This window comes from Azonexus sp. R2A61 (genome assembly GCF_021401135.1).
Lineage (GTDB): Bacteria > Pseudomonadota > Gammaproteobacteria > Burkholderiales > Rhodocyclaceae > Azonexus.
Window position 1 is genome coordinate 175,408 of the sequence record NZ_JACBFO010000001.1, and the last position, 23,728, is coordinate 199,135.

20 protein-coding genes are annotated in these 23,728 nt (G+C 57.5%); 10 read left to right on the plus strand and 10 right to left on the minus strand.

The features are described from left to right. The first annotated feature begins 31 nt into the window (after positions 1 to 31). The 10 genes from L0962_RS00905 (at position 32) to L0962_RS00945 (ending at position 14,277) form a co-directional block, all read left to right on the plus strand. Positions 32 to 3,412 carry a tape measure protein gene (locus tag L0962_RS00905; RefSeq protein ID WP_234082435.1) on the plus strand — a complete coding sequence of 1,127 codons (3,381 nt, stop codon included), beginning with the start codon at positions 32 to 34 and terminating at the stop codon, positions 3,410 to 3,412. Beyond that, positions 3,409 to 3,813, plus strand: coding sequence for a hypothetical protein (locus tag L0962_RS00910; protein ID WP_234082437.1), 405 nt, complete (start codon positions 3,409 to 3,411; stop codon positions 3,811 to 3,813). Before L0962_RS00905 ends, L0962_RS00910 begins: the two co-directional genes overlap by 4 nt. 3 nt (positions 3,814 to 3,816) lie before the next feature. After that, positions 3,817 to 7,437, plus strand: a complete 3,621-nt coding sequence (locus L0962_RS00915) for a hypothetical protein (RefSeq protein ID WP_234082440.1) — start codon at positions 3,817 to 3,819, stop codon at positions 7,435 to 7,437. Next, on the plus strand, positions 7,434 to 7,658 hold the full coding sequence (locus L0962_RS00920) for a hypothetical protein (protein WP_234082443.1): 225 nt from the start codon (positions 7,434 to 7,436) through the stop codon (positions 7,656 to 7,658). Before L0962_RS00915 ends, L0962_RS00920 begins: the two co-directional genes overlap by 4 nt. A gap of 8 nt (positions 7,659 to 7,666) precedes the next feature. After that, complete coding sequence (locus L0962_RS00925) at positions 7,667 to 9,217, plus strand: carboxypeptidase-like regulatory domain-containing protein (protein WP_234082446.1); 1,551 nt, start codon at positions 7,667 to 7,669, stop codon at positions 9,215 to 9,217. Further along, on the plus strand, positions 9,217 to 11,163 hold the full coding sequence (locus L0962_RS00930) for a hypothetical protein (protein ID WP_234082449.1): 1,947 nt from the start codon (positions 9,217 to 9,219) through the stop codon (positions 11,161 to 11,163). Before L0962_RS00925 ends, L0962_RS00930 begins: the two co-directional genes overlap by 1 nt. Then, positions 11,160 to 11,387: a hypothetical protein gene (locus tag L0962_RS00935; RefSeq protein WP_234082452.1), complete on the plus strand. Its 228-nt coding sequence runs from the start codon at positions 11,160 to 11,162 to the stop codon at positions 11,385 to 11,387. The genes L0962_RS00930 and L0962_RS00935 overlap by 4 nt, the downstream gene beginning before the upstream one ends. Before the next feature lie 131 nt (positions 11,388 to 11,518). Beyond that, complete coding sequence (locus L0962_RS18260; protein ID WP_173579584.1) at positions 11,519 to 11,683, plus strand: Com family DNA-binding transcriptional regulator; 165 nt, start codon at positions 11,519 to 11,521, stop codon at positions 11,681 to 11,683. Then, a complete protein-coding gene (locus tag L0962_RS00940; RefSeq protein ID WP_234082455.1) occupies positions 11,656 to 12,507 on the plus strand; it encodes a DNA adenine methylase in 852 nt (283 codons plus the stop codon). Before L0962_RS18260 ends, L0962_RS00940 begins: the two co-directional genes overlap by 28 nt. Before the next feature lie 153 nt (positions 12,508 to 12,660). Then, on the plus strand, positions 12,661 to 14,277 hold the full coding sequence (locus L0962_RS00945; RefSeq protein ID WP_234082458.1) for an acyltransferase family protein: 1,617 nt from the start codon (positions 12,661 to 12,663) through the stop codon (positions 14,275 to 14,277). Here the strand turns inward: L0962_RS00945 and L0962_RS00950 are convergent. The 10 genes from L0962_RS00950 to L0962_RS00995 are packed head-to-tail and all read right to left on the minus strand — an operon-like array spanning position 14,263 to position 23,713. Next, positions 14,263 to 14,973 carry a hypothetical protein gene (locus L0962_RS00950; RefSeq protein ID WP_367398000.1) on the minus strand — a complete coding sequence of 237 codons (711 nt, stop codon included), beginning with the start codon at positions 14,971 to 14,973 and terminating at the stop codon, positions 14,263 to 14,265. The genes L0962_RS00945 and L0962_RS00950 overlap by 15 nt on opposite strands. A gap of 9 nt (positions 14,974 to 14,982) precedes the next feature. Next, complete coding sequence (gene hisH, locus L0962_RS00955; RefSeq protein ID WP_234082468.1) at positions 14,983 to 15,606, minus strand: imidazole glycerol phosphate synthase subunit HisH; 624 nt, start codon at positions 15,604 to 15,606, stop codon at positions 14,983 to 14,985. 7 nt (positions 15,607 to 15,613) lie between these two features. Continuing rightward, complete coding sequence (hisF, locus tag L0962_RS00960) at positions 15,614 to 16,381, minus strand: imidazole glycerol phosphate synthase subunit HisF (RefSeq protein WP_234082484.1); 768 nt, start codon at positions 16,379 to 16,381, stop codon at positions 15,614 to 15,616. 12 nt (positions 16,382 to 16,393) lie between these two features. After that, positions 16,394 to 17,710, minus strand: coding sequence for an N-acetyl sugar amidotransferase (locus tag L0962_RS00965; protein WP_234082487.1), 1,317 nt, complete (start codon positions 17,708 to 17,710; stop codon positions 16,394 to 16,396). Between the two features lie 3 nt (positions 17,711 to 17,713). Beyond that, the gene (locus L0962_RS00970) at positions 17,714 to 18,760 is read right to left on the minus strand and encodes a nucleotidyltransferase family protein (RefSeq protein ID WP_234082490.1); all 1,047 of its coding nucleotides are present in this window, start codon (positions 18,758 to 18,760) and stop codon (positions 17,714 to 17,716) included. Between the two features lie 8 nt (positions 18,761 to 18,768). Then, entirely contained in the window at positions 18,769 to 19,941 is a 1,173-nt protein-coding gene (neuC, locus tag L0962_RS00975; protein ID WP_367398001.1) for a UDP-N-acetylglucosamine 2-epimerase, read from the minus strand. Further along, on the minus strand, positions 19,938 to 20,942 hold the full coding sequence (gene neuB, locus L0962_RS00980) for an N-acetylneuraminate synthase (protein WP_234082497.1): 1,005 nt from the start codon (positions 20,940 to 20,942) through the stop codon (positions 19,938 to 19,940). Before neuB ends, neuC begins: the two co-directional genes overlap by 4 nt. After that, a complete protein-coding gene (locus tag L0962_RS00985; protein ID WP_234082499.1) occupies positions 20,939 to 21,562 on the minus strand; it encodes an acetyltransferase in 624 nt (207 codons plus the stop codon). Before L0962_RS00985 ends, neuB begins: the two co-directional genes overlap by 4 nt. Beyond that, entirely contained in the window at positions 21,555 to 22,718 is a 1,164-nt protein-coding gene (locus L0962_RS00990; protein WP_234082502.1) for a LegC family aminotransferase, read from the minus strand. Before L0962_RS00990 ends, L0962_RS00985 begins: the two co-directional genes overlap by 8 nt. Further along, on the minus strand, positions 22,715 to 23,713 hold the full coding sequence (locus tag L0962_RS00995; protein ID WP_234082504.1) for an NAD-dependent 4,6-dehydratase LegB: 999 nt from the start codon (positions 23,711 to 23,713) through the stop codon (positions 22,715 to 22,717). The genes L0962_RS00990 and L0962_RS00995 overlap by 4 nt, the downstream gene beginning before the upstream one ends. Positions 23,714 to 23,728: the final 15 nt, after the last annotated feature.

A 23,728-nucleotide genomic window follows, 5' to 3' on the forward strand; every position in this document is an offset into this window, starting at 1 on the left:
CCGCAGCGGGCTTTTTTCCGAGCGAGAGAGCATGTCGAACAAGGTTGTCGCGGTTGGCCTACGCATCGATGGCGATGCGACTGGCGCACGCAAGGCTGCTGCCGATACGGCCAGTGATCTGGCGGCACTGGCCGAGGATGCAGCCAAGGTCAAGATCCTCGATACGGCGGTAGCGTCGGTCGAGCGTTTCGACGCCGCGGTGCAGTCGTCGCAAGCCAAGGTGCGGGCCCTGCGCGAGACCCTGGGCGAGGCCTACGCTGCCGGCGCCGATGCGCCGATGATCCGCAAACTGGAGAAGGATCTCGCCGCGGTCGAGCGCCAGGCGCAACAGGCCGCCGGCGCGCTGCAGCAGGCACAGACGACGGTCGTCGACCTGAACCTGCGTTTCGCCGACGCCGGCATCTCGACGGCGAACCTGGCCGACAAGAAGGCAGAACTGATCCAGCGCAGCCAGTCCGTCGCACAGGCTGCCCAGGAAGAAGCCGAGTGGCAGCGCTATCTTGCGAATGAGACCGAGCGTGCTGCCAAGGCGGCCGCACAACTGGCCGCGGACACCAAGTTCGAGGCGCAGCGCCAGGCGGCGATCGAATACCAGAAGTCGGCCGAGTATGCCGGCTGGTGGGCTGACTCCCTGGACAAGGTCGAGCAAGCGCAGGCCGATCTCGATGCCGCGCTGGATCTCGACCGGCAGCGCCAGGCCAACATCCAGACCCAGAAGTCGGCCGAATACGCCGAATGGTGGGCCCAGGAACTCGCGCAGGTCGACCGCGCGGCGCAGGTTGCCGGTGCATCGACGACACGGCTGAACCGTGCGTTCAATACGCTGAACATCCGCTCGGCAGACCAGATTGATGCCGAGATTCTGGAGATCAACCAGGCGCTGCTGGCGCTGGCCAAGCGCGCCGACCTGACGGGCGCTGAATTCGACCGCGCCTTTGGTGCCGCGCAGCAGCGACTGCATGCGCTGAAGCAGGAAGCCGCCGGCGGCGGCGAGGCGCTGGACGACGTCGGCAAGCGCGCGGGCAATGCTTCCGCGCTGCTGGGTAAGCTCGGTCTGGCCTTCGGCGGCCTCGAGCTGGCTCGCCAGTTCGTAACGGTCAATGCCGAACTTGAGAACATCGAACGCAGCTTCCGGGCGGTGACCGGGTCGGTCGAGCGGAGCGCAGCCGAGATGGACTACGCGCGGGGCGTGGCCGTGCGACTCGGCGTCGAGCAGTTGTCCACTGCGAAGTCCTACGCCAGCCTGATGGCAGCGACCAAGGGTACGGCCTCTGAGGGCGAGAAGACCCGGCAGATTTTTGAATCTGTCACCCGGGCGATGTCGCTCGCTGGGAAATCGTCGGCGGATACCGAGGGGGCATTGCTCGCATTGCAACAGATGGCCAATAAGGGTGTCGTGGCGATGGAGGAACTGCGGGGCCAGCTCGGAGAACGGCTGCCCGGCGCGCTCAACGCTACGGCTGACGGCCTCGGCATCACGACCGCACAGTTGATCAAGTTGGTCGAGACTGGCCAGATGACAGCCGATGAATTGTTCCCCGCGCTGGCTGCCGGCCTGAACAAGCTCTACAAGGAAGCTTCGACCGAGACGCTGTCGCAGGAGTGGCAACACTTCAAGGCAGCGGTGCAGGATGCCTATGAGCAGATCGGTGATGCCGGCGTCGTCGACGTGCTGAAGACTGCGCTGGAGGGCATGGAAGCCGTCGTGTTCGGCGTATCGACCGGCATTGTTGCGATGGGTAAGAACATCGGCGTGCTGACTGCTGCGCTGGCCAACGGCGATATCGGCGTAAACGGCTTTTCCGAGAATGCAAAGAAGGCCTTTGCCGAGATCGAAGAGGAAGTGCGTCAACGTACCGTGCGCATTGCGCAGCACAACACGCTGGTCGCGGCCGGGCTCGATGAAACCGGCAAGAAGATGCTGGACTCAGCGCGGCAGCAGAGCGAGACGACAACGACGGCGGCCAGCGACTGGACCCGTCTCAACGTCGCCTACAACACCGTCAAAGATTCCGGCGATGCCGCGACCAAACAGGCGCAGAAGCTGGTCGAGGCGACCAAGGCAAGCGGCGAGGCATCGACGGCCGCCGCTGCGGCGATGGGTGGCGAAGCGGATCAGCGACGTGCAAAAGCGGCGGCGGCGCTGGCCGACGCCGACGCGCTGGCTGCACTGGCAGAGCGCCGGCGCGAAGAACTGGCGATGGCCGACGGGCATGTCGCCGCGCTGCAGGCCGAGGCAGCAGCGGCCGGCGGTGCGACCGAGCAGCAGCAAAAGGTGATCGACGGGCTGATCAAGACAGCGGATGCGCGCCGGGTCGAATCCCAGGAAGCGACTGCGCAGGCCGAGCGTGCCCAGTACGCGGCGAGCGCCGCGAAAGTCGAAGCTGCGGCGTACGAAGCACTGCGCGGATCGTTGTCGCAATGGAGCCAGGCACGTCAGGCGCAAATGTCGCTTGACCAGGCAAGCATCCGGCTCGCGATCGAGCAAAAACGTACCGCACTTGAGGTTGCCAAAGCCAAGGGAGACGAGCTCGGTGCCGCGCGCGCATTGATCGAAATGAAACGCCTGGAGATCAAGCTCGCCGAGCTGACAGCCGCGGCGAAGCGCGCCGAGGCAGACGCAACCCTCGCGGCCGTGAAAGCCGAGCGCGAAGCGCTGGCAGCAAAGGGGCAACTGTCCGCAGCGAAGGAGGCCGAGCTGAAGGCTTCCGAGGCCGGCGCCCGGGTAAAACAGGTCGAAGCGCAGATTGCTGGCGAAACCGCAAAGCGCTTGCGCGATCTCGCCCAGGCAACGTCGTTTTCTGGCGGTGCTGCGATGCAGGCGGCGGGTCAGTACGACGGCCTGGCCGACTCGTTGCGGGGTGTTGAGCAGGCGGCGCGGGCTGCGTCGAGTGCCCAGGGCGCGATGGAAACACGCACGCCGATGATCGGGGTGCAGGCAGATCCCCGTGCAGAGCTGTACAAGCGCGGTGCATCAGTTGATGAGGTCGCCGCAGCTGTGAAGTATTACGACGAGTATTACAAGCGCAATGAGCTGCAGTACCTCAGCAGCGGATTTCAGAATTACCAGGATATGGCTGCTCAAACGTCGAGAGCGATCGGCGACGCCGTCGAGAAAGCGCTGGCGGCCGGACGCGAGGAACTGAGGACCGGGAAGTCGGTAGATCTCGGTACCTCCGCCGCTGACCTGGTTGCCCAAGCCAGCGCCACCAAACGCGTTACGTCCTGGGAAGACCAGCAGCGGTTGCTGCGCGATGCAGGGGCGGCCGCGAATGCCCAGCCGACGCGACGTGTGCAGATCGATCTGCTTGGTAGTGGCGGGAAGAAATCAACGGTGTTTGCTAATGACCAAGCTGCAGCAGATGGGCTGATCAATCTGCTTGAGCAGGCCTCGCGACGGAGTATCGGATGATCTCGTTGACTGCAAACGGCACAACCCTGCCGCTTGATGGGGATTTGTATTGGTCCGACGAATTCGATTGGTCGCCGATAGAGCAATCAATCACGTACTCGGCCGATGGGGCGTTGCTCATCGATGAGTTCGAACGGCAGACGGGTCGCCCGATAACGCTGCGCCCATTTGATGATGCATCGGCATGGATGCCGCGAGCCACACTGCTGCAGCTGCAGTCGTGGGCTGGCATCGCGGAATTGACCATGACATTGATGCTGCGATCGACGAGCTACTCGGTCATGTTCCGCCGCGATGAAGGTTCGCCAATCACTGCAGAGCCTGTCGTTTTTGTATCGGACGCGGTCGCCGGGGATGCCGGCGACTACTACTTAATCACCCTCCGACTGATCGAGATCTGACTCATGGCAATCCTTGTCTCCGACATCAAGCTGCTCGAATCCGAGCGCATGACCGATACAACCGATGGCGGCGGCCGTCGCACCTCGCGCGAAATCGTCGATGGTCAAGCCGGCAACATTTTCCCGAAACTGTCCCGCATGGACGTGACGAAGGGTCGGGTCAATTTGCGCAAGATCTTCGCTGCAGTCAAAACCGCCAACCTCGATACCTATGGCGGCGCTCACCTCATCATCTCCAAGCCGCCGGTCAACGAAAAAGTGCATGTCCTGCTGTTTTCGGCAACAGCCGAGGATGACACGCGCAGCGCCGCGCGCGACCGCATCGAATCCTATGTGACTGCCGGACCGGAAAGCCGGATGGTCTTGATGGGCCGCCAACTGGTCGGCCAGCAGTCCATCGTGTGCTATCAGCGCGTTGAGACAAAACTTCCCGAGGTCGGCGACGTGTTTTGCCTGTCGGCCGAAGTCGCTGGCGTGGTGACCGCGCAGCAGTATTTCCGCGTTCAGACCGTTGAGCACAGCGTGCAGACGTTTACCGAGATGATCGGCAGCACGCTGGTCGATTTCGAGCGCCGGGTAATCACCATCGGCACCGGTGCCGCGCTGCGCTACGAATTCAACGGGGTCGAGAACCCCACCCAATTGTCGACCGTAGCGCGCCCGACGAAGCTGCGCGCAACCTCGCTGGTCGATGCCGCCCGGTATTACGGGATCCGCCCGCTGACCGCCGCGGCATCGGCGGGCGATCTGTCAGTGCGCATCGACAGCATCTACAGCCAGATCGTGCCGACTGCCACGCGCGAAACGCCGATCGCCAATGCCTCGCTCGATAGTACGGGCGCCCTGCTGGCGATCGCATCGAGCACCCGCACCGAAACGCTGGTGGCATCCGGTGGCTGGGCGGCCGGCAGCAGCCGGCGCACACTGCGCGCGATCCAACCGGGCAGCGCAGTCCTGATCGCCGGTGCACTGTCAGTCACCGACGACGGTGCCGGTGAGTTTTCCGATGCGCAGTTCGCCGGCACGATCGATTACGATACCGGCGTGATTACCCGCACCGGTGGCACGTCCGGTGCCGCCAGCTGGCAACTGGCCTATATCCCGGCCGTGCGGGCGACACAGGTCGCGCACACCCGCGAAACCGTTATCGGCCTGGCCAATCGCGGGCTGGTCTATGTGCTGACAATGCATCCGCTGCCGGCAGCCGGCTCGTTTTCGCTATCGTTCCGCGCGCAGGGCCGCTGGTACACCTTGCGCGACGACGGGCAGGGTGTCGTCGCCGGCGACGATGCGGCTTACGGATCCGGCGTCATCGATTACGCCAGCGGCACCGCAACGATCACCCTCGGTGCGCTCCCGGATGTCGGCAGCTCGCTGCTGCAGTCCTGGGCAAGCCCCACGCATTACGTCATCCGCGCCGGCGGCAGCAGCGATGTCGGCGTAGTCGAGCAGCACATCGCGCTGACGAACATCCCGGCCGCGCCGGGCTCGCTGGCTATCGATTACACGTCAGGCGGTGTCGATTACAGTGCGGTCGACGATAGCAATGGCGCAATTTCCGGCGGCGGAATTACAGGCAGCATCGACTACACCAGCGGCGACCTGGTGCTGCGCTACACCACGCGCTTGCCAGATGCACTATCGTCGGTGCGGATCACGCACAACAAGATGGTGCCGACCACGCCAGGACAGCAGATCATGCGCACGGTCACCGTTCCGGCTGCACTGACAATGGCTTTCGGCGCTGCTATCGAGCCGGGAACCCTCTACGGATCATTGCCTTTCGGCACATCCGGCAAGTCTGCGCTGGTCAAGGATTCCGGCGCCGGCCAGCTGATCGTTGTTGGGGGGCAGCTGCTCGGTCAGGTCGGCACGCTGACCGGCACGAAGATCCCGACCGACCAGGTCATCGGGTCGATCAACTACGGTGCCGGAACGATCACGATCACGGACAGCGTGATCGTCGATGGGCAAGCCTATTGGCCGGCGCTGCTCAATACCGGTGCGCTGACCTATGCTACGGCAAATCCAAGCAATGGTATCGGCGTAGGTCTTGGCGCCTGGCTGGCCAGCGACGTCAGCGCCTCGCTGGCCAGCGGTACTGCGAGTTTCGGCGCTAGGGTTGCCGGTGTTGCAGCATCGGCCGAATCGGTCACACAGGCCGTAGAATTTTCCGATTCCCCGCTGCGATTGCCGCTGCTGACAACGGTCGGCGACAACGTCGTGCCGGATTCGCTGCTCTTTGTGCTTGGCGGCGCGACGTACATCGACCGATCAGGCACACTGTACGCCAGCGTTTCGGCGCTCACCGGTGTCGGCACAACCGCAGGCACCATCGACTACGCAACCGGTGCTCTGGCGCTGTCGTGGTGGCCATCCGGTGCCACACCGGCGCTGGTCGTCCAGGCCTGCCTTGCGGCTTACGGAGAGGCATCGCTGGCCGAAATCAACCTGCGCACCGCCGGCGCTCCGCTGCGGCCTGGGTCGTTCTATGTCCAGGCGACCAGCATCAATGGCGACCTGATTACCGGGCAAGCCAACACGGCCGGCGAGGTAAGCGGGACCAAGGTGCAAGGCTACATCGACCCGGAAACCGGGATTTTCCGGATCCGCTTCGGCGAACTGGTCACCGCGGCCGGCAACGAAAGCGCCTGGTGGTTCGACGAAGAAAATGTCGTCGCCGGACAGATCTGGCGGCCGACGCTCGTCGTGCCGGGTAGCATCCGGTACAACGCCGTGATCCTGACATCGATCCCGCTCAATGCCGACCTGATCGGCCTCGATGCCGTGCGCCTGCCCAGCGATGGCAAGGTCCCGGTCGTGCGAGTTGGCGACCTGGGCGTGCTCCACAATACGCAGACGTCTGCACTCCCGAATCCGGTCACGCTCGGCACCGATTACAACGTTGGCCGTGATGCGCTGACCGAACTCTGGGTCGAGGACGCGACGGGCACGCGTCTGCCGGATGCACTGATCGATGCCGATCTCGATGCGGGTACGGTCAACATCGTGACCGGGGCGATTTTGTCGAGCTACACACAGCCACTGCAGGCCATGCACCGCATCAGCGACATGGTGCTGATCTCCGATGCTCAGATCAGCGGCGAAGTGAGCTTCGACCCGCCGCTGACGCGCGACTACCCGCAAGCGGGATCGTACCTGTCGACCGCGCTCGAATACGGTGATGTCGTGGCCCGCGTCACGAACGTGCGCGACCGTCAGGTATTCGCCGATTGGGACGAGACCACCGGCGCGCAGGCGACTGCGGAATACAACATCATCGATTACCCGATCGAGGTTCTGAACAACGGAGCAGTGACGGAGCGCTGGCGCCTGAATTTCACCTCCCAGACGAACTACCAGGTGATCGGCGAAAGCCTGGGCGTTATCGGCACCGGCACCACGACCGCCGACTGCCAGCCCAGCAACGGGCTGACCGGCCTACCGTACTTCACGATCCGCTCCGCCGGCTTCGGCGCCGGCTGGGCTGCCGGCAATCAACTGATGTTCGAAACCGTCTCGGCCGCGCCGCCAGCCTGGATCGCCCGCACTGCAGTGCCTGGCGCATCGATCGAGGGCGATGAATTTTCGCTGCAGTACCGCGGCGATGCGGACGTCGAATGAGCACCGTCATGATCAACGTGGTCGATACCCAGGGCAATCCAGCAATGCGCCGGGTGCGACTGCATCGCATGGATACCGGGGCAGTGATCGGTGAGGGGGTCAGCAATGGTCTTGGCCGCTGCTCGATCTCGGTCGACTACGCCGGCCAGGCTTACGCGGTGGTGCTCGATGATCGCGCCGGCGTGGTCGAAGAAATGAAAATCAGGAGGGTAGTGCTGTGAGTGTGCCGGTGGCTTACGATCCGGAATGGGCACTGGTCCAGAGCCTGTGTTATTTCGAGGGAGTTCATGGTGCGACCGCTGTTGCTGTCGAGCGCGGCAATTCGATGGTGCTGCAGGGCGGGGTATCGATATCGAATGTTGAGCAGCCATTCGGGCGTGGGGCCTTGTATTTTGGTAATCCAGCCGCCGCTCAATCGGCATATCCATCTGGATTTTCGTTTTCGTACATAGATCAAGCATACGAGCTTGTCTTTTTCCCGACGGGATTTGGCAGCGCTGGTGCCCGTTATCTATTTTCTCTGACGTCTAGACTGCGGTGCTTCATCAACCCATTCACGATGTCTCTGGTCGTCGATTTCCAGCCAGGGGGATCAGGTCAAACTCCGCAGAGTTATTCCGCACTGATTGATCCAGACGAGCTGATCGATCGCTGGAATAAAATAATTTTGCGGATTACGACAGATCGCCTGTCTGTCGAGATGAATGGGGTGATGCTCATTGATGAGGCTCATGGATTTAGTGCCTGGTCAACAGCAAGCGGTGCGATATTATCAATCGGGAATTTGGCGGCAACGGGCAACTCGAGCACCAGCTTTTACGGATATATCGGTCCTTTCCGGCATACATCGGGTAGTCGGAGAGCTTTAGAGCAAAGCGCATCGCTGGTCAGATTTGCGGCGCTATCATCCGCTGATCCATACCGGGAAAGCGTGATTTTCCACTCCCACTGCGAGCCGACAGCCGATGGCCTGATGAAAGATGAAAAAGGTCATCATGTCATAAGTCTTGGCGGAGAAATTTCGACAAACGAGACCTATAAGACTTTCGGTCTGGGTGCCGCCCTGCTGAATTTGCCGTTCAGAATCGGGCCAAGTTCTGATTTCATCTTGGGTACAGCCGATTTTTCTTTCGAATGGCGAACGGCGTCTGTGGTGGCGCTATACGACGGATGGGCATTCTCGATCGTTGACGAGGTCGGCGTCGTCGGACTGGCTGTTCGCAGCAACAATAACTCAGGACAAACGCGTGTAACGGTTGCCGGCGTTGATTACACATGGGCGTCGGCACCCGGCTATCGAGCTGCAATGCACCTGGTCCGGAAAGGTCGCTGGCTGGCGCTGTTCGAAGGCGGCGTTCGGCGCCTGCTGGTCGACATCGGAACGGTTGAAATTGATGGTGACGGATACCTGTATTTCGGCAAAGCGCCATCGATTGCGGGCTCAGTCAACCCCAGCTTCTGGGTCGACGAAATTCGGGTCACGCTGGTGGCGCGCACCGACCCGGAAACCCCGACAACCACTTTTTCGTCCGAACGCTTCAGCGACTACGGTCCGCGCTCGCTGTCCGGACACGTCAAGGATGCCGCCGAAAACCCCGTGATCTGCACTGTCCGCGCCTATCATCTCGCGTCCGGCAGACTCGTCTCCGAATCCGTGACGGACATCGATGGTAGCTTCTCGCTGCCGGTGCAGGACCCTGGCGAGCATTTCTGGACTGCGCACAAGCCTGGGAAAAACGGGCTGATCATTGATCACCTGACGCCGGTCATCATCAGCTGATGGCCTATACCCCGCCGCCCGGCAATAACATCCTCGGCATCTTTCCGGCCAGCGACTACACGCCGCCGGATCCGACGAACCTCATCGGTATTTTCCCCGCAGACGAGGCGCCGATCAGGCGCCTGCTCGTCTCATCAGTGACTACCGCTTGGGCAGCGGCAACTGCGGTCGACATCGCATCAGACATAAAAATACCGGCCGTGCACCCCGCAGATCATCAGTCGTCTGTCGCCTGGCCAGATAGCCAGCCGGTCGGTATGCAGGCCGATGCAGTGTGGCCCGCTGCACTCGGTCGCGATGCACAGCCTCAAGCAATAGCCTGGGATGCCTACGACCGCGCGCTGTCGCCGGCGACGTCGGCAATCTGGAATCGCTCAGTGCCTGCCGACACATCGGGCCAAGGCATTGCGTGGCGGCGCTACCAGGCGCATCTGTCTGCTGCCGGCAGCATCCGCTGGCCGGGATCAATGCCGGTCGACCGGCTGCTCTCCGGCCGCTACCTTGGCAACATCACGCCAGCCTGGCGCGAAATCTTCGACCCGCCGGCCGATCCTGGCAACATCGGCATCACAGTGATCGGTGGTGGGTTTTTAGCGATTTTCCCGGCCGATGACGATGCGCCGCCGGGCGGCGACAACATTGTCGGTGTCTTCCCCGCCGGCGAATCCAGCGCGCCGCCGCTGCTCCATCCAGATACGCAGGATCTGCGCATACCGTTCCGGCAAGTCGACTTCGTCGTCGGCCTTCGCCGCGCGCCAATCCTGGACGATGCGGGACAGCAGGTTTATCGATCAGCCGCCGTCGATTCCAGCCATACGTCGCCGTGGGGTGCTGCCGTCGCTCGAGATCGCCGGATCGTCATTCCCTGGTTCAAATACTCGCGGGCGATGGCGCCTGGCTGGGGCGTCGTCGTACCCGGTGGCGATCCGCAACCGGATCCCGGCGAACAAATCATCATTCCGATTCGGAGGGTTTATATCGTGCAAAACGATGTCACGATGGTGAGAGCCGATGACATGACGCTGATACATGTAAGCGACCTGGCAATTTCGATCGAGGCCGGCGGCCTTGCCAGTTTTACCGGTCGTGTGAATCATCGGCAGCGTGACATGTTGATGCCTGACTCGTCGCTGGTCGAGGTGATTGCATGGATCAACGGCGCAGAATTTAGATTCCTGGTCGATCCTCCGAGCGAGGCGCGTCAATTTGGGCGGCACGATATTTCTATTGGCGGGCGCTCATTGGCGGTTGAGCTCTCAAGTGATATTGCACCGGCTCGTGCATGGCGAAATTCAACCGCGATGACCGCGCAGCAGCTAGTGGGTGCTGCCCTGGAATTTACGGGATACGAAATTGACTGGGGAATTGATGACTGGGTGGTCCCAGCGGGGATATTGAGCCTGTATGGCACACCGCTCGATGTTGCTGGCCACGTCGCTGAAGCGGTCGGGGCGATCGTGCAATGCGATTTGCGCGCCCGTACGTTGCGGTTCTTGCCGCGGTATCCCGTTAAGCCGTGGCGCTGGATGGATGCAGATGTAACCCCAGATCTCGTCATTCCATCGGCAGCGTGTGAATCGATCGATCTGCGCCCAGTGATTCGGCCAGATTACAACCGCGTGGTCGTATCCGGCACACTGGCTGGCGTTAGCGGTCTCGTCACAATTGCAGGATCTGCCGGGGATAAACCTGCTCAACCTGTTGTTCATCCACTTATTACTCATGGGGTCGCCGCACGTCAGCGTGGTGAGTCGATTCTCGGGGCGAGTGGTAACGGCACCGAAGTGGCGATATCAATGCAAATTATGGATTCGGTGGGTCTCGTTGATATCGGTCGGTTTATCGAGTTCATCGATGCCGGCCGTGTGCGTCGCGGGGTCGTCCGCGCTAACCGAATTTCCACTGGACGCGCCGTTCGGCAACAGCTAACTGTGGAGTCTTCATGATCACCACAAATATTTGGCGACGGCTGAGGGATCTCACGGCTGGGGATCCGCTACAGATAGGCATCATCGTTGACGCTGGCCTGTACGGCGTAACGATCGAGCTGCCGACCGGTGATCAACTTCAGGTGCGTGGCACAGGCACCGTTGGCGACCGCGTGTTTTTTAGATCTGGTGTCGTCGAGGGGCCTGCGCCAGATCTACCCATCGAAGTTATTGAAATATGAAAAAAGACGGTGCGACCACCCGGCGTGTTGCAGCACGCCGGGTAGCCACCTCCTGCAGACGAGCCTGCATTTGGCCGAGGCACCGTGCTGTGCACACAGCGGGCCGAAGGCTACATCCTTCAGGCGTATTCATGGAAGAAATCAGATGCAAAAACTGCAATAAGAAACTGGCTGAGGCGGACTACAATCGTCTCGAAATCAAGTGTCCGCGATGCGGCACGTTCAATGTTCTGAAGGCCACCGAGCCTCCCATCAAGGAGAAACCTCAATGGCCTCGCTCTCTAAAAAATCGATGACAACCATTTGCCCGACGTCGGCCGATACGCCGACCCGGGCATTGCTTCGCTACTTCGGCGGCAAGTGGATGATCGCCCCCTGGGTGATTTCCCATTTGCCGCCGCACCGGGTGTATGTGGAACCGTTCGGTGGCGCGGCCAGCGTGATGTTGCGCAAGCCGCGCAGTCAGATCGAGGTCTACAACGACCTGGACGAAGAGATTGTCGGGATCTTTCGCGTTGTTCAAGATCCTGTTCAATGCCAGGCGCTGCTGCGCCGTTTGCGTCGCACCCCCTACGCTCGACGCGAGTTCGAACAGGCATTCAAAGCCAGCTCGGACTCGGTGATTCGAGCGCAGCGGGCGATCACACGGGCCTACCTTGCTTTCCACCACCAAGCGCTGTTCAATTCCCGGACAACGACGTTCGCCGATGCGCGGCACCGCACCGGAACGCGTAGCAAGGCTCATGAGTGGGCGAGTTATCCGCGCAGCCTGGCGACGATCAACCGGCGGCTACGGGGTGTAACCATCGACTGTCAGCCCGCGGCAGCCGTGATTCGGGCGCAGGACACGCCCGACACCCTGTTCTTCGTCGATCCACCCTACATGCCTTCGACACGCTCGAAGTCGGGGTACAGATGCGAGTTGACCGAGGTCGAGCACATTGCTCTTCTGGAGCAGCTACGCTCAGTTCAGGGATTGGTTGTGCTGGCGGGGTATCCGTCTGACCTTTACGACCAGGTACTGCACGACTGGAAGCGCGTCGAGCGGCCGCATCGAGCCGCCGGCAGCAAACGCCTCCGTACCGAGGTGTTGTGGATCTCACCACGGGCGGTAGGTTAGCGCTCGGAAATGCAAAGGCCACCTCGAAGGTGGCCTTTCTGAAAACGACGTTGACGGCGCATTTTATCCTTGCTGTATTTTGTTTTGCGCTGGTAAAGACTTGAGATAATCGTTTATCTCGCTTGTTGCAGCGCATTTTTCGCGCGCGGCATTATGATGAAGAAGGAAGCGGGCTATTTCGACACCGCTGCTGAACTCAAGCCCTTGCTTCACCTCTGGTCGCTCGGCGTGGAAGAGCAGTTTTACCTTATTTGGCCAGTGTTGTTAATCGTTGCCAGTCGGTTCAAAATTAATCTCGTATGGTTGATTACTCTTTTACTGGCGGTATCGTTCGGGTTAAACGCCGCTCTGATAAACATCCAACCTGACAGTGTCTTCTACAGCCCCCACACACGCTTCTGGGAACTATGGGCAGGAGCGCTTCTAGCCTGGATCGATAGGCAAACACCGTCGCCGCGCAAGAACTGGTTTGATGAACTCTGCGCCTGGTCAGGCGCACTTCTTCTACTGGCAGCGCTACTGTTCGTCGATAAAAACAAAGCATTCCCTGGAATGTATGCACTACTTCCGGTAGTTGGTGCATTTCTTCTCATTCGGGCAGGTGAGAATACGCGATTCAACCACGCAATTCTTGGTTGCAGGCCGCTCGTTGCTGTAGGTCTGATCAGCTATCCACTGTACCTGTGGCATTGGCCGTTACTAGCCTTCGGAAGAATTGTGGAGCACGGAAACCCAAGCCACGAAGTTCGTTTAGGGGCAGTCATACTGAGTATCGCACTAGCTTGGTTGAGCTACATCGGCATTGAAAAACACCTTCGTTTCCACAAGCGCCGGATAGTGACGATTCTGCTAGTGGTGACGTTGCTAGCAGTTGCCATCGCTGCGGAATACATCAAAAGAGGGCAAGGAATCCCCTGGCGCAACGCCGAGCTACTCGCAGTGCCCCATATTGAGGATCAGGATAGCTTCTTCAGGGAATTGAGCACCCATTACCCTCCTTGCTCACCGGCCGAACTGGAGGCAAAGGCACTAAGGCACAATGGTTTCGTTCGCTGTCGACAGAGCGAGGCGGGTAATCGGCCACAGACTGTGGCACTGATAGGCGATAGCCACGCCGAACATCTGTTCCCCGGGCTAGCTCGCTACGGTTACCCCAAAGACAACCTTGTTTACTATTCCTATCCATGTTTGCCATTCTGGGGACTAACAGGAGCCTCGGATTGTGCCGAAATGGAAGACGTTCTCAAGTATGTCGTCGAACAGCCGAACATTCACACCATCGTTTTGGCGAATTTTTGGGAAGCTCGTTGGAACGATGCCCGCTACACGCTTAGCGCAGTTCCTCTTGAGGAAGATCGGAAGAAAATCTTCAGCACAGCCCTGAAATTGACCCTGAAAAAACTGGAGGCGGCTGGCAAACAGGTGGTGTTTGTTTTTGATGTCCCTAATTTGGGATTTCTGCCTGAAGCCTGCCAGACCAGGCCTTTCTCCTTGCAGCAATCCGCACTCTCGCCTTGTGCGGTGTCCAGAGAAGAAACGCAACGCAGACAGAATGACTATCGACAGCTAGTGATGCAAGCCCTACACGATTTCCCAAACGTTGCAATTTGGGATCCTGTAGCCGTGCTCTGTAATACCGAATGGTGCATGGCAGCCGAAAATGACCTGGCGCTCTATCGCGATGAAAACCATCTGAGCAGTTGGGCATCCTATCGTCTTGGGCAAAAATATGCGCCCAGAAAACTCTGGAAGTATTCAAAGCAAGACTGAAGGATACAACTGGTGTTCAACGATAGCTTCGGCGATCATCCAGTCCCAAGCGGTATCAATATCCAGCGTTTCTGCCGGATTATCCATAATCAATGCCTTAGCCCCTGCAGGCAGAAAACTTCTTTCACGGCGCAAATCCTTTGGTGAAATCAAATACATGGCGCCGTTGACCGCATAAGCCGCAGGTAACTCCTGTGATCTTGCGAACGTATTTCCCATCGCGAGGAATGGCTGAAGGGATCCCTGTTCGGCAACGCTGAAACACCAGGCAGGATGCGACTCCGCCGGACTTACTCCCACGAGAGGATGAAATCCCTGGTCACCAAAGGTGGCAACTGCACGTTGAATCGTTTCAATGCTGCGAAAAGGCGAAGTAGGTTGCAACAGCATCACGCCGTCAACGGCTCCTTGTGCAGACTCCCAAACATCCAGTGCGTGGATCGCCACGTCGGCCGATCCTGCTTCGTCGGTTGCCAAAAAATGAGGACGCAACCCAGGTACTGTCGCACCAAAGGAAGCCGCCGCAGCAGCGATTGCTGGATCGTCCGTAGACACAACAACATCAACCAAGCAATCGCTCCGATGTGCCGTGTCCAGTGTCCAAGCGATAAGCGGTTTTCCGCCGAGGAGTCGAACGTTCTTGCCAGGAAGACGCTTTGACCCCCCCCGAGCCGGCACCAGTCCCAGTATCCTCACAAGACAAACTCAGGAAAGAAATCGGCGAAGTACATTCAGTCCCAATTCCCCGCTTTTTTCGGGATGGAACTGGCAACCTAATACATTATCCCGACCAATCACTGCAGAAACCCGATGGCCACCATACAGACAGTCAGCAATCCGATGGCTCGTGTGAGCGGGTTGTGCCATGAAGGAATGAACAAAATACATGGCTGCCCCAACACCAAGATCGGCCAACGGAGTCCCATGCCAACTCGTATCGTTAGTTGCCGGTAGCAACTCGCTCCAGCCAATATGGGGAATCTTTTGTGCCACACCGCTTGTGGTTATTGGCGGAATAGCGCGGACCCGTCCTGGAATCAATCCCAAGCCAGCAGTGACACCAAACTCTTCACTCTCATCGAGCAATAGTTGCATACCAAGGCAGATTCCCAGTAAAGGGGTCCCCATCAGCGCAACATCACGAACGACAACATCCAATCCTCGCTGGCGTAACTCGGCCATGCCATCAGCAAAAGCGCCGACCCCCGGGAGCAGCACACGGGGTGCGGCCTTGATCAACTCGGGATCACAGGTCAACAGCACATTTGCACCGCAATGCTCCAGGGCTCGCTGCACGCTGAAGAGATTGCCAATGCCGTAATCGATCACCGCGACATCACACCGCATAGCGCCGGACCTCTATACCTGCTTTTCTGGCCACCTGGCGCACATCGTCCAAGGTAGCCCGCCCGTAGTGAAGAATGTCAGCCATCGCGATTGCGTCAACTGATCCAGTGTGGACCGCGCCAAGCACATCTTCAGGCTTTCCCATTCCCCCACTTGCGATAACGGGAACACTCACCTCCGACGAAACCGCTGCCAGGAGGTCAAGATCAAACCCCTTGCGCGTCCCTTCTCGATCAACAGAAGTCAGCAGAATTTCCCCTGCCCCCAGAGCAACCCCTTTCTTCGCCCAATCCACTACATTCAGCCCTGTTCGCTCTCGACCGTTATCAGTATAGGCTTCCCAACGTCCGGGTTGGACCTGCTTGGCCTCGATTGATAGAACCATACATTGGCTACCAAAACGCCGGGCAATATCGGTTACGAGAGTCGGGTGCGCAACAGCAGCCGTATTGACTGCGACTTTATCGGCGCCACACCGCAGTAAGTGACTCGCATCTTCCACCGAGCGAACTCCACCACCAACTGTCATCGGCACAAATACGTTCCGAGCAGCACTTTGCACAATGTCGGAGAGATTATTTCGCCCATATAAACTTGCCACCGAATCCATATAAATGAGTTCGTCTGCACCCTGATGGTAGTAACGAAGTGCATATTCCTGCGGAGACCCGATTACCCGAAGCCCTTCAAGGTGAATACCTTTAATCAGATTCGGACCCTTAATATCAAGACGGGCAATCAACCGAACTTTTTTCATGATCTGCGGCTATCAAGGTTTCCAAGCCGCATGACGTAAATTCCATTCGCCATTTTCGTAATACCAGAGGTGTGGAGAACGGAAATGATCGGTCAAACGACGAAAGTATTCGCGGTCCATCGTTGGCTGCTCAAACATACGACTGGCTTCCGGAAACTCTGTGGATGGAATACTCAGATAGCGAAAAATTTCATCAGCAAAGCGTTCTGGAAACTCGTGATCAAAACGTTTAACCAGGGCTAACCCTTCATCCCGGTTTATATCTCCAGAACGAATTTCCTGAGCCGCGTCATAACTGGCACGCCCTATTCCAAACTTGATGCCTGTCGTGTAGTAGTGAAAATCATCAATTCGATCATCAATGCTATTGTACTTGCTATAGGTCCCAGGAGTCCTCTCAGGCGAAGCCTGAAACCCGCCATGCTCAACCGCATAGTAATAGCAACTCTGCGGATGCCACTTAAGATAATAGCCAAGATAATGAACTTCAACATTCTTTGACGCCAATTGATCCGGGTCTGCGGGCAAATAAGGCTGCAGATCATTTTGATCAACCCCAAACTGTGATTTCAAATCACTGACAGAAACCCCACCGAGGAAAATCTTCGACTGATCTTCTGCACTAAAGTAGGCCCAATCACGCTGCGCACTGTCCGTATCACCAATCGGATTTCCGTATTCGGCCTCATTTTCCCCATAAAACACCAAGGGAATATTGAATAACAGAGCCATTTTAGGCGCCAGTGACTTCTGTCCAAACATGAATGCCTGAAACGGATGAAACAACAACTCGGTCGAGAGACGTGTCAGTAAGCGATGGACTCTTCCATTCGGAGTCATCAAGTAATTATCATGGCCGGCATGAATCCATGACTGAAAATTTTTCCACCCCCATTCGGTGTAAACATGGGGTGCCCAAGTTACGGTCAACGGATGCATGCCGTACTTTGTCTTCAATATATGCGAAGCATAGAAACTGTCTTTACCACCCGAGCCCGGGACGATGCAGTCATAGCTTCCATCATTCTTGCGATGTTTATCGCAAAGCTCTCGCAGTTGCTTTTCTCGTGCGGCCCAATCAATGACCTTCTTTTTGCGCTCAGCAAAATTGCAGGCATCGCAAACACCTTTGTCATCAAAATTGATCGTTTTCTTTTTTGATTCTTTAGTGTGCTTGTATTCAACGGCAGAATTCGGTCTCTGGTTGGAAATAACGCAGCTCTTGCAGAATTTGACCTCTTCCGGCAGGCCATAAAGTGGCTGAGCCGAACAAGCGTCTTTAGTAAAAGACGAAAAGTCGATGGGCTGGGGGTAACGGATAATGTCCATGGGTCAGTGCTTCAAAAAAAATTCATTTTGGGCTCGTTCAAAGTCATCCAAACGACCGATATCAAGCCAATATTCATGCACGGGGAAAATACCAACTCTCTTTCGCTGTGCAATTCGCGAACGAATCAAATCCGGCATGTCGCATGGGTGCCCTTGTTCGACACTAGCGACAGCATCGGGAGACAGAACGTATATGCCAGCATTGACGAAAAAAGAATGAACCGGCTTTTCTACGATATCCACGACTTCGTCCCCCTGCATCTGCATGACGCCAAACGGAACCTGGTAGTCATATTCACGAACACAAACAGTCATGTCACTTTGTCGTTCGAGATGGAGAGCCAAAAGGCTCCTGAAATCCAAATGCGTCAAGATGTCACCATTCATCATGACAATAGGCAGATCGCCAACCTCCGGCAGAAGCGCTAATGCCCCCCCTGTTCCCAAAGGCTCATCTTCCTCGATGTAGCGAATGTTTACACCAAACCGACTCCCATCTCCGAAATGCTCCTTTACCCGATTTGCAAGATAATGGACTGAAATATAAAATTTATAAAAGCCCGCAGCAACGAAGCGATCAATAATTGACTCCAAAATCGGTTTTCCTCCCAGGGATAACATCGGCTTTGGACAATCATCGGTAAGCGGTCGTAAACGCTTGCCAAATCCTCCAGCCATCAGGAAAACCCAATTTTCACGCAAGGGGACTTTCAACAGATCTCGGTAAGATTCAACCCCAAGCAGGTAGCCAGATTCATCGACGACTGGAGCCTGAAGAAGATCGTTGTCACGAAACAAGGCCAGTACTTGCTCCCTATCCATTTCACGTCGCAAGGTTTTGGGATTAGGATTCATGATCAGAGAGACTGGTTTATCCAAAGTAACTTGACGAATCAGAGCACGACGTACATCTCCATCGGTTACGGTACCCAGCAAGCGACGTTTATCATCAACAACCAAGGTAATTCTCGCCGAACCCGCATCAATCACCCGAATAGCGTCAGCAATGCAAGTGTCCGGGGCAATGAGAAGACTTTCCCAATGTTCCATAACATTTTCTAAAAAAGGGGCGAATCACAGAAAGTCTTACCGCGCAATGCCTCAAGCGGGACAGAAACCAAAATTTCGGCGATACGTCTTGCTGCTCCGCCATCGCCGTAAGGATTGTAAATCTCTGTCAATCCGTTGCGGAAGCTTTCCGAAAGGATTTTCGCAATCGCAGCTTCAATCGCATGCTGCTCAGGCGCGCAATCGATCACGCTGGAGGCTTTCAAGCGCCCTTTTTGACGGTTACCGATATTTACAGTACCAATACCGAAAGTTGGCGCCTCCAGAAGCCCGCTGGAAGAATTTCCAATCACGCCATCCACCAAAGCCAGGCACGACAAATAGCGTTTCGCGCCCAGCGAGGCAAATACGCCAACTCGCATCGGGTTTTCCCGGCCATAGGCAAGTAAGCGCTCGGCAATCGCCCGGCCGCCAGCGTCCGCGTTCGGCAGAGTGACGATGAAATGGCAGTCAGGGACGCTATCCATGGCAGCCAAAAGCTGTTCGCATTGGTTCAGTGGATCCCCATCTTCCGCCGTTGCCGGATGAAAAGTCACGAGCAGATTGCGCTTCCCAAACGAGAAACCCAGACTGGCCTCCAACGCCTCACGTTCAAGCAACGGAGTTCGCAAAATGGCATCAACCCCCAGTCCTCCGACGCAGTGGACTCGCTCCGGCATTTCCCCCATTTGTATCAGACGATTTCTATATGGTTCGGCAGCAACAAAATGTACTGCGGCCATCTTGCTGACCGCATGCCGAATGGCATCATCGACTGCGCCCTCGGTCAATTCTCCGCCGTGTATGTGTGCGATCGGCAACCTCATCAAAAGAGCTGTCGATGCAGCAGCCAGTACTTCAAACCGGTCGCCGAGCAGTACAACAAGATCAGGTTGAAGTGCGCCAAAGGCATCGGCAAACCCGAGCATGCCAACCCCCGTGCTCTTGGCCATACCGATACCGCTATCCGACGCCAGCAGCATTTCTATCTTTCGATCGAGTACATACCCATCTGCTTCGATTTCCTGGCAAGTCAGCCCGAATTCCGGCGCCAGATGCATTGCCGCCGCGATGATCTGCAATGTCACACCGGGCTGCGCCGAGAGATCAGCCAACAGGCAACGCAGCAAGCCATACTCGGCTCGTGTTCCGGTTACCACACAGATACGACGCGACACCGTCACAGCTCGATCAACTCGTCAGCCGCAAAACTCCGCGGCGCTGGCCTTCCCAACACCTCTTCAAGGCGCATTGGACTAATCCCGGTACCCGGTCGTTTCGCACAGAGATTGTCTCGTGTATAAATCTCTCCTTTTGCAATCGGTGCAACCGCCACCAGCGATTTGCGGGCGATCGGCGCATTCTTTCTCTCACTCTCGGAGGGCTGCTTGACCGGAGAGCCAAGCGCAAACTCGATATTTCTGATTGCGCGAACCATCGATGCCAGTTCGTCTGGCAACAGACTCGCCTGATGATCCGGACCAGGCAAAGTGCGATCAAGGGTGAAGTGTTTTTCGATAATCCTGGCTCCACGGGCAACGGCAGCTATCGACACCTCAATGCCTTCGGTATGATCGGAATAGCCAACAGCAACATCAAATACGGTCGCCAGCGTATTCATCGCACGCAGATTGACGTCAGAAACAGGCGTTGGATATTCGGTATTGCAATGCAGGATCGTCACATGCTCTCTCGACATTCCAGCCTCCAGCAGAACCGAAAGCGCTGCCTCAACCTCTCCCAAAGTTGCCATTCCGGTCGACAGAACAACCGGCTTACCCGAGCATCCGATTTTATGCAGGAAAGCCCGATTGGTGATTTCGCCGGATGGCACCTTGATCAGTGGCATATCGAGCCCCAGCAGATACTCCAGGCTTTGCTCGTCAAACGGCGACGAAAGAAAGGCTATCCCGCATGCCTTGCAGTGCTCGACCAGTTGCTGATGCTCTGCTTCATTCAGCTGAAGCTTCTTGAGCATCTCCAACTGCGTCTCTTCGACATCGGTCGTTGCCAACTGGTAATTGGCCTTTGGCGCATAGCGGCTAACCAGACGAGTTGCATCGAAAGTCTGAAATTTCACCGCATCAGCCCCCGCCTGAGCAGCTGCCTCAATCATTCTGAGCGCCAGCGCTAAATCGCCATTATGGTTTACGCCAGCCTCGGCAATGATGTAGGTCGATCTCATGCTGCTCTCCTGATCTTTGTACCAGGCAGACAATCCCTGACAACGAGACTCCCGGCTGCGATGAAGCTACCCGCACCGATCCGGATTCCCTCTCGCAGGATTGCGCCACTACCAATAAAACATTCGTCCTCAACCACCACATTGCCATTGATCAATGCACCTGTCGCCACGTGGCAGTGAGCGCCGATGGTTGCATCATGCTCCACCAAAGCCCGGCTGTTGATGATCGTGTTCCCCCCCACCGACGCCCCCGCATGCACGATCGCGCCATGCCCGACCATCACCCCCTGCGACAACGTCGCGTGGGGTGACAGCGCGGCATATGGGGAAACGATGCAAGGCAACTCAGCACCTTGCTCGCACAAGTACTCGAATAGTCGACGTCTGATTGTCGGCGTTTCGATTTGTCCGACGCAGATCAGCACCCTGCGGCAATCAGCCAGCAATGACGGCAAATCGGCATCGCTGCCGAGCACGGGATAGCCAAATATCCGCTCGCCACGCAGCGTTGGCGAGTTGTCCACCAAACCCCGGATAGCGTATTGCCCACCCTGTTCGATGACATCAATACAAGCACGCGCATGCCCGCCAGCACCGACCAGAATGATGGTTTCAGCCATCAGCCAACCCGGGACTGCTAGGAATATTGACGATGCGCTCAGCCAATGATTGAGCAACCGACAAGGCCGCAGCAGGCGATTCGCGATAAGGCGGAAGCCCGGATAGCAAATCCCAAACGGGGCGACTCATGAACCCCGCGTCATTCAGCGCCGCAAGCAGATCGTCTCGATAAACGGCGTGGTCGACGTCCAGCAGCAAGGTCTGCAGCCAATAATTTGCCTGCGTGCCTGCCCGCTCCTTGACGAAGGTGACCCCGGACAAATCGGCAAAAGCCGTTTCGTAACGCTCGGCCAGACGACGCTTTCCCGCCAGAAAGGCGCCCACCTGCTCAAGCTGCGCGCATCCAAGTGCTGCGTTCAAATTCGGTAAGCGATAGTTGAAGGCAATTTCATCATGGGAAAAAGACCAGCGATGCGGCGCTTTTGCCGTTGTCGTCAAGTGCTTTGCACGACGCGCAAGCTCAGCGTCATCGGTCAGGATGGCGCCACCACCGCCAGTGGTGATGATCTTGTTGCCATTAAAGCTCAACACCCCGCAACGACCGAAGGTGCCCGTATGACGACCATCAAAATAGCTTCCCAAAGATTCGGCTGCATCCTCCACGACAGCCAATCCATAACGGTCGGCAATGGCGGCCAGCGATGACAGATCGACCGGATGGCCGAAAGTATGCATCGGAACAACAGCCGCCAGACGGCGACCAGTATGCCGATTAAAAGCCTTGCCCTCACGCATTTCGACAACCTCGTCCAAATGCGCTTCAAGTGCCGGCATGGACATGCCGAGCGTATTTTCATCACTATCGACGAAATGAGGTTGCGCACCGGCGTGCCAGACGGCATTGGCTGTTGCCACAAAACTCATCGCGGGAACCAGGACTTCATCTCCTGCACGGACACCGCTGACGGTCAAGGCAACCTGAAGTGCTGCAGTGCCATTGACTACAGCAACGGCATAACCGGCGCCGGTGTAGCTGGCGAGGTCATGTTCAAAGCGGTCGACAAACTTTCCGACCGAAGAAACCCAGCCGGTATCCAGACACTCCTTGACATACGCCCACTCGTTGCCCTGAAACGCGGGTTCGTGCAACGCGACCGGCCCCTGGCCGACCACGCCGCGCACCGCTGCGACGACACTTTCGACGAACGGGCTCATAGGTTGTACAAATCGATCTTGTAACGCGCCAGGTTTGCCGGATCGGAAAACCACGCGGCAGTCTTCTCCAAGCCTTTCTGGAAACCGTCCAGACCACCTAGTTCCGGCTCCCAGCAGAGTTTTTCCCGGGCTTTGGAATAACTGGCGAACAACCGTTCGACTTCGCTGTTTTCCGGGCGAATGCGCTGATCGTCACAGACGATTTCCACCTCTTGGCCCATCACTGCAGCAATCAAGCGAACCGTATCGGCGATCGATATCTCGAACCCGCTACCGACGTTGGTCACTGTACCAATTGCTGCGGTCGACTCCATCGCAGCGACAAAACCGCGAACGGTGTCACCGACGTATGAGAAATCGCGTGTCGGGTGCAACGCACCGAGCTTGATCTGCTTCTTGCCGGCAGCAATCTGGGTTATCACCGTCGGGATCACTGCCCGGGCTGACTGGCGAGGGCCATAGGTATTAAAGGGACGCAATACGGCAACCGGTGTTCCGAAAGAGGCATGGAAAGACAAGGCAATCTGATCGGCACCAATTTTTGAAGCCGAGTAGGGCGATTGTCCTTGCAGTGGGTGCTCTTCGGTAATCGGAACAAAACGTGCTGTCCCGTACACTTCACTGGTCGAGGTATGAACCACCTTGGACACGCCCAAGTCTCGGGCAGCCTGAACGATGTTCAACGTTCCCTTGACGTTCACATCGACATAAGTATCTGGCGAATGGTAAGAGTAAGGAATGGCAATCAAGGCAGCCAGATGCAAAACGTTGTCGCACCCTTGCATTGCCGTCCTGACGCCATGCGGATCCCTGACATCGCCGGCAAACACTTCAAAATTCCCCCGCACATCTGGTGCGCAATGGTCCAGCCACCCCCAGGAACCGAAAGAATTGTAGAGAACAAAGGCCTTCACCTGATGCCCTTGGCGCACCAGATACTCAGTCAAATGGGAGCCGATAAAACCGTCAGCGCCCGTTACAAGTACCGTACTCATGTCTTGCCCCAATCT

Bases quoted from the DNA above. Each gene is read 5' to 3' on its own strand.
- L0962_RS00930 (WP_234082449.1), top strand. From the start codon at position 9,217: ATGGCCTATACCCCGCCGCCCGGCAATAACATCCTCGGCATCTTTCCG.
- L0962_RS00985 (WP_234082499.1), bottom strand. From the start codon at position 21,562: ATGGCTGAAACCATCATTCTGGTCGGTGCTGGCGGGCATGCGCGTGCT.
- L0962_RS00935 (WP_234082452.1), top strand. From the start codon at position 11,160: ATGATCACCACAAATATTTGGCGACGGCTGAGGGATCTCACGGCTGGG.
- L0962_RS00940 (WP_234082455.1), top strand. From the start codon at position 11,656: ATGGCCTCGCTCTCTAAAAAATCGATGACAACCATTTGCCCGACGTCG.
- L0962_RS00915 (WP_234082440.1), top strand. From the start codon at position 3,817: ATGGCAATCCTTGTCTCCGACATCAAGCTGCTCGAATCCGAGCGCATG.
- L0962_RS00910 (WP_234082437.1), top strand. From the start codon at position 3,409: ATGATCTCGTTGACTGCAAACGGCACAACCCTGCCGCTTGATGGGGAT.
- L0962_RS00995 (WP_234082504.1), bottom strand. From the start codon at position 23,713: ATGAGTACGGTACTTGTAACGGGCGCTGACGGTTTTATCGGCTCCCAT.
- neuB (WP_234082497.1), bottom strand. From the start codon at position 20,942: ATGAGATCGACCTACATCATTGCCGAGGCTGGCGTAAACCATAATGGC.
- L0962_RS00920 (WP_234082443.1), top strand. From the start codon at position 7,434: ATGAGCACCGTCATGATCAACGTGGTCGATACCCAGGGCAATCCAGCA.
- L0962_RS00990 (WP_234082502.1), bottom strand. From the start codon at position 22,718: ATGAGCCCGTTCGTCGAAAGTGTCGTCGCAGCGGTGCGCGGCGTGGTC.
- L0962_RS00945 (WP_234082458.1), top strand. From the start codon at position 12,661: ATGATGAAGAAGGAAGCGGGCTATTTCGACACCGCTGCTGAACTCAAG.
- L0962_RS00970 (WP_234082490.1), bottom strand. From the start codon at position 18,760: ATGGAACATTGGGAAAGTCTTCTCATTGCCCCGGACACTTGCATTGCT.
- L0962_RS18260 (WP_173579584.1), top strand. From the start codon at position 11,519: ATGGAAGAAATCAGATGCAAAAACTGCAATAAGAAACTGGCTGAGGCG.
- hisF (WP_234082484.1), bottom strand. From the start codon at position 16,381: ATGAAAAAAGTTCGGTTGATTGCCCGTCTTGATATTAAGGGTCCGAAT.
- L0962_RS00905 (WP_234082435.1), top strand. From the start codon at position 32: ATGTCGAACAAGGTTGTCGCGGTTGGCCTACGCATCGATGGCGATGCG.
- L0962_RS00965 (WP_234082487.1), bottom strand. From the start codon at position 17,710: ATGGACATTATCCGTTACCCCCAGCCCATCGACTTTTCGTCTTTTACT.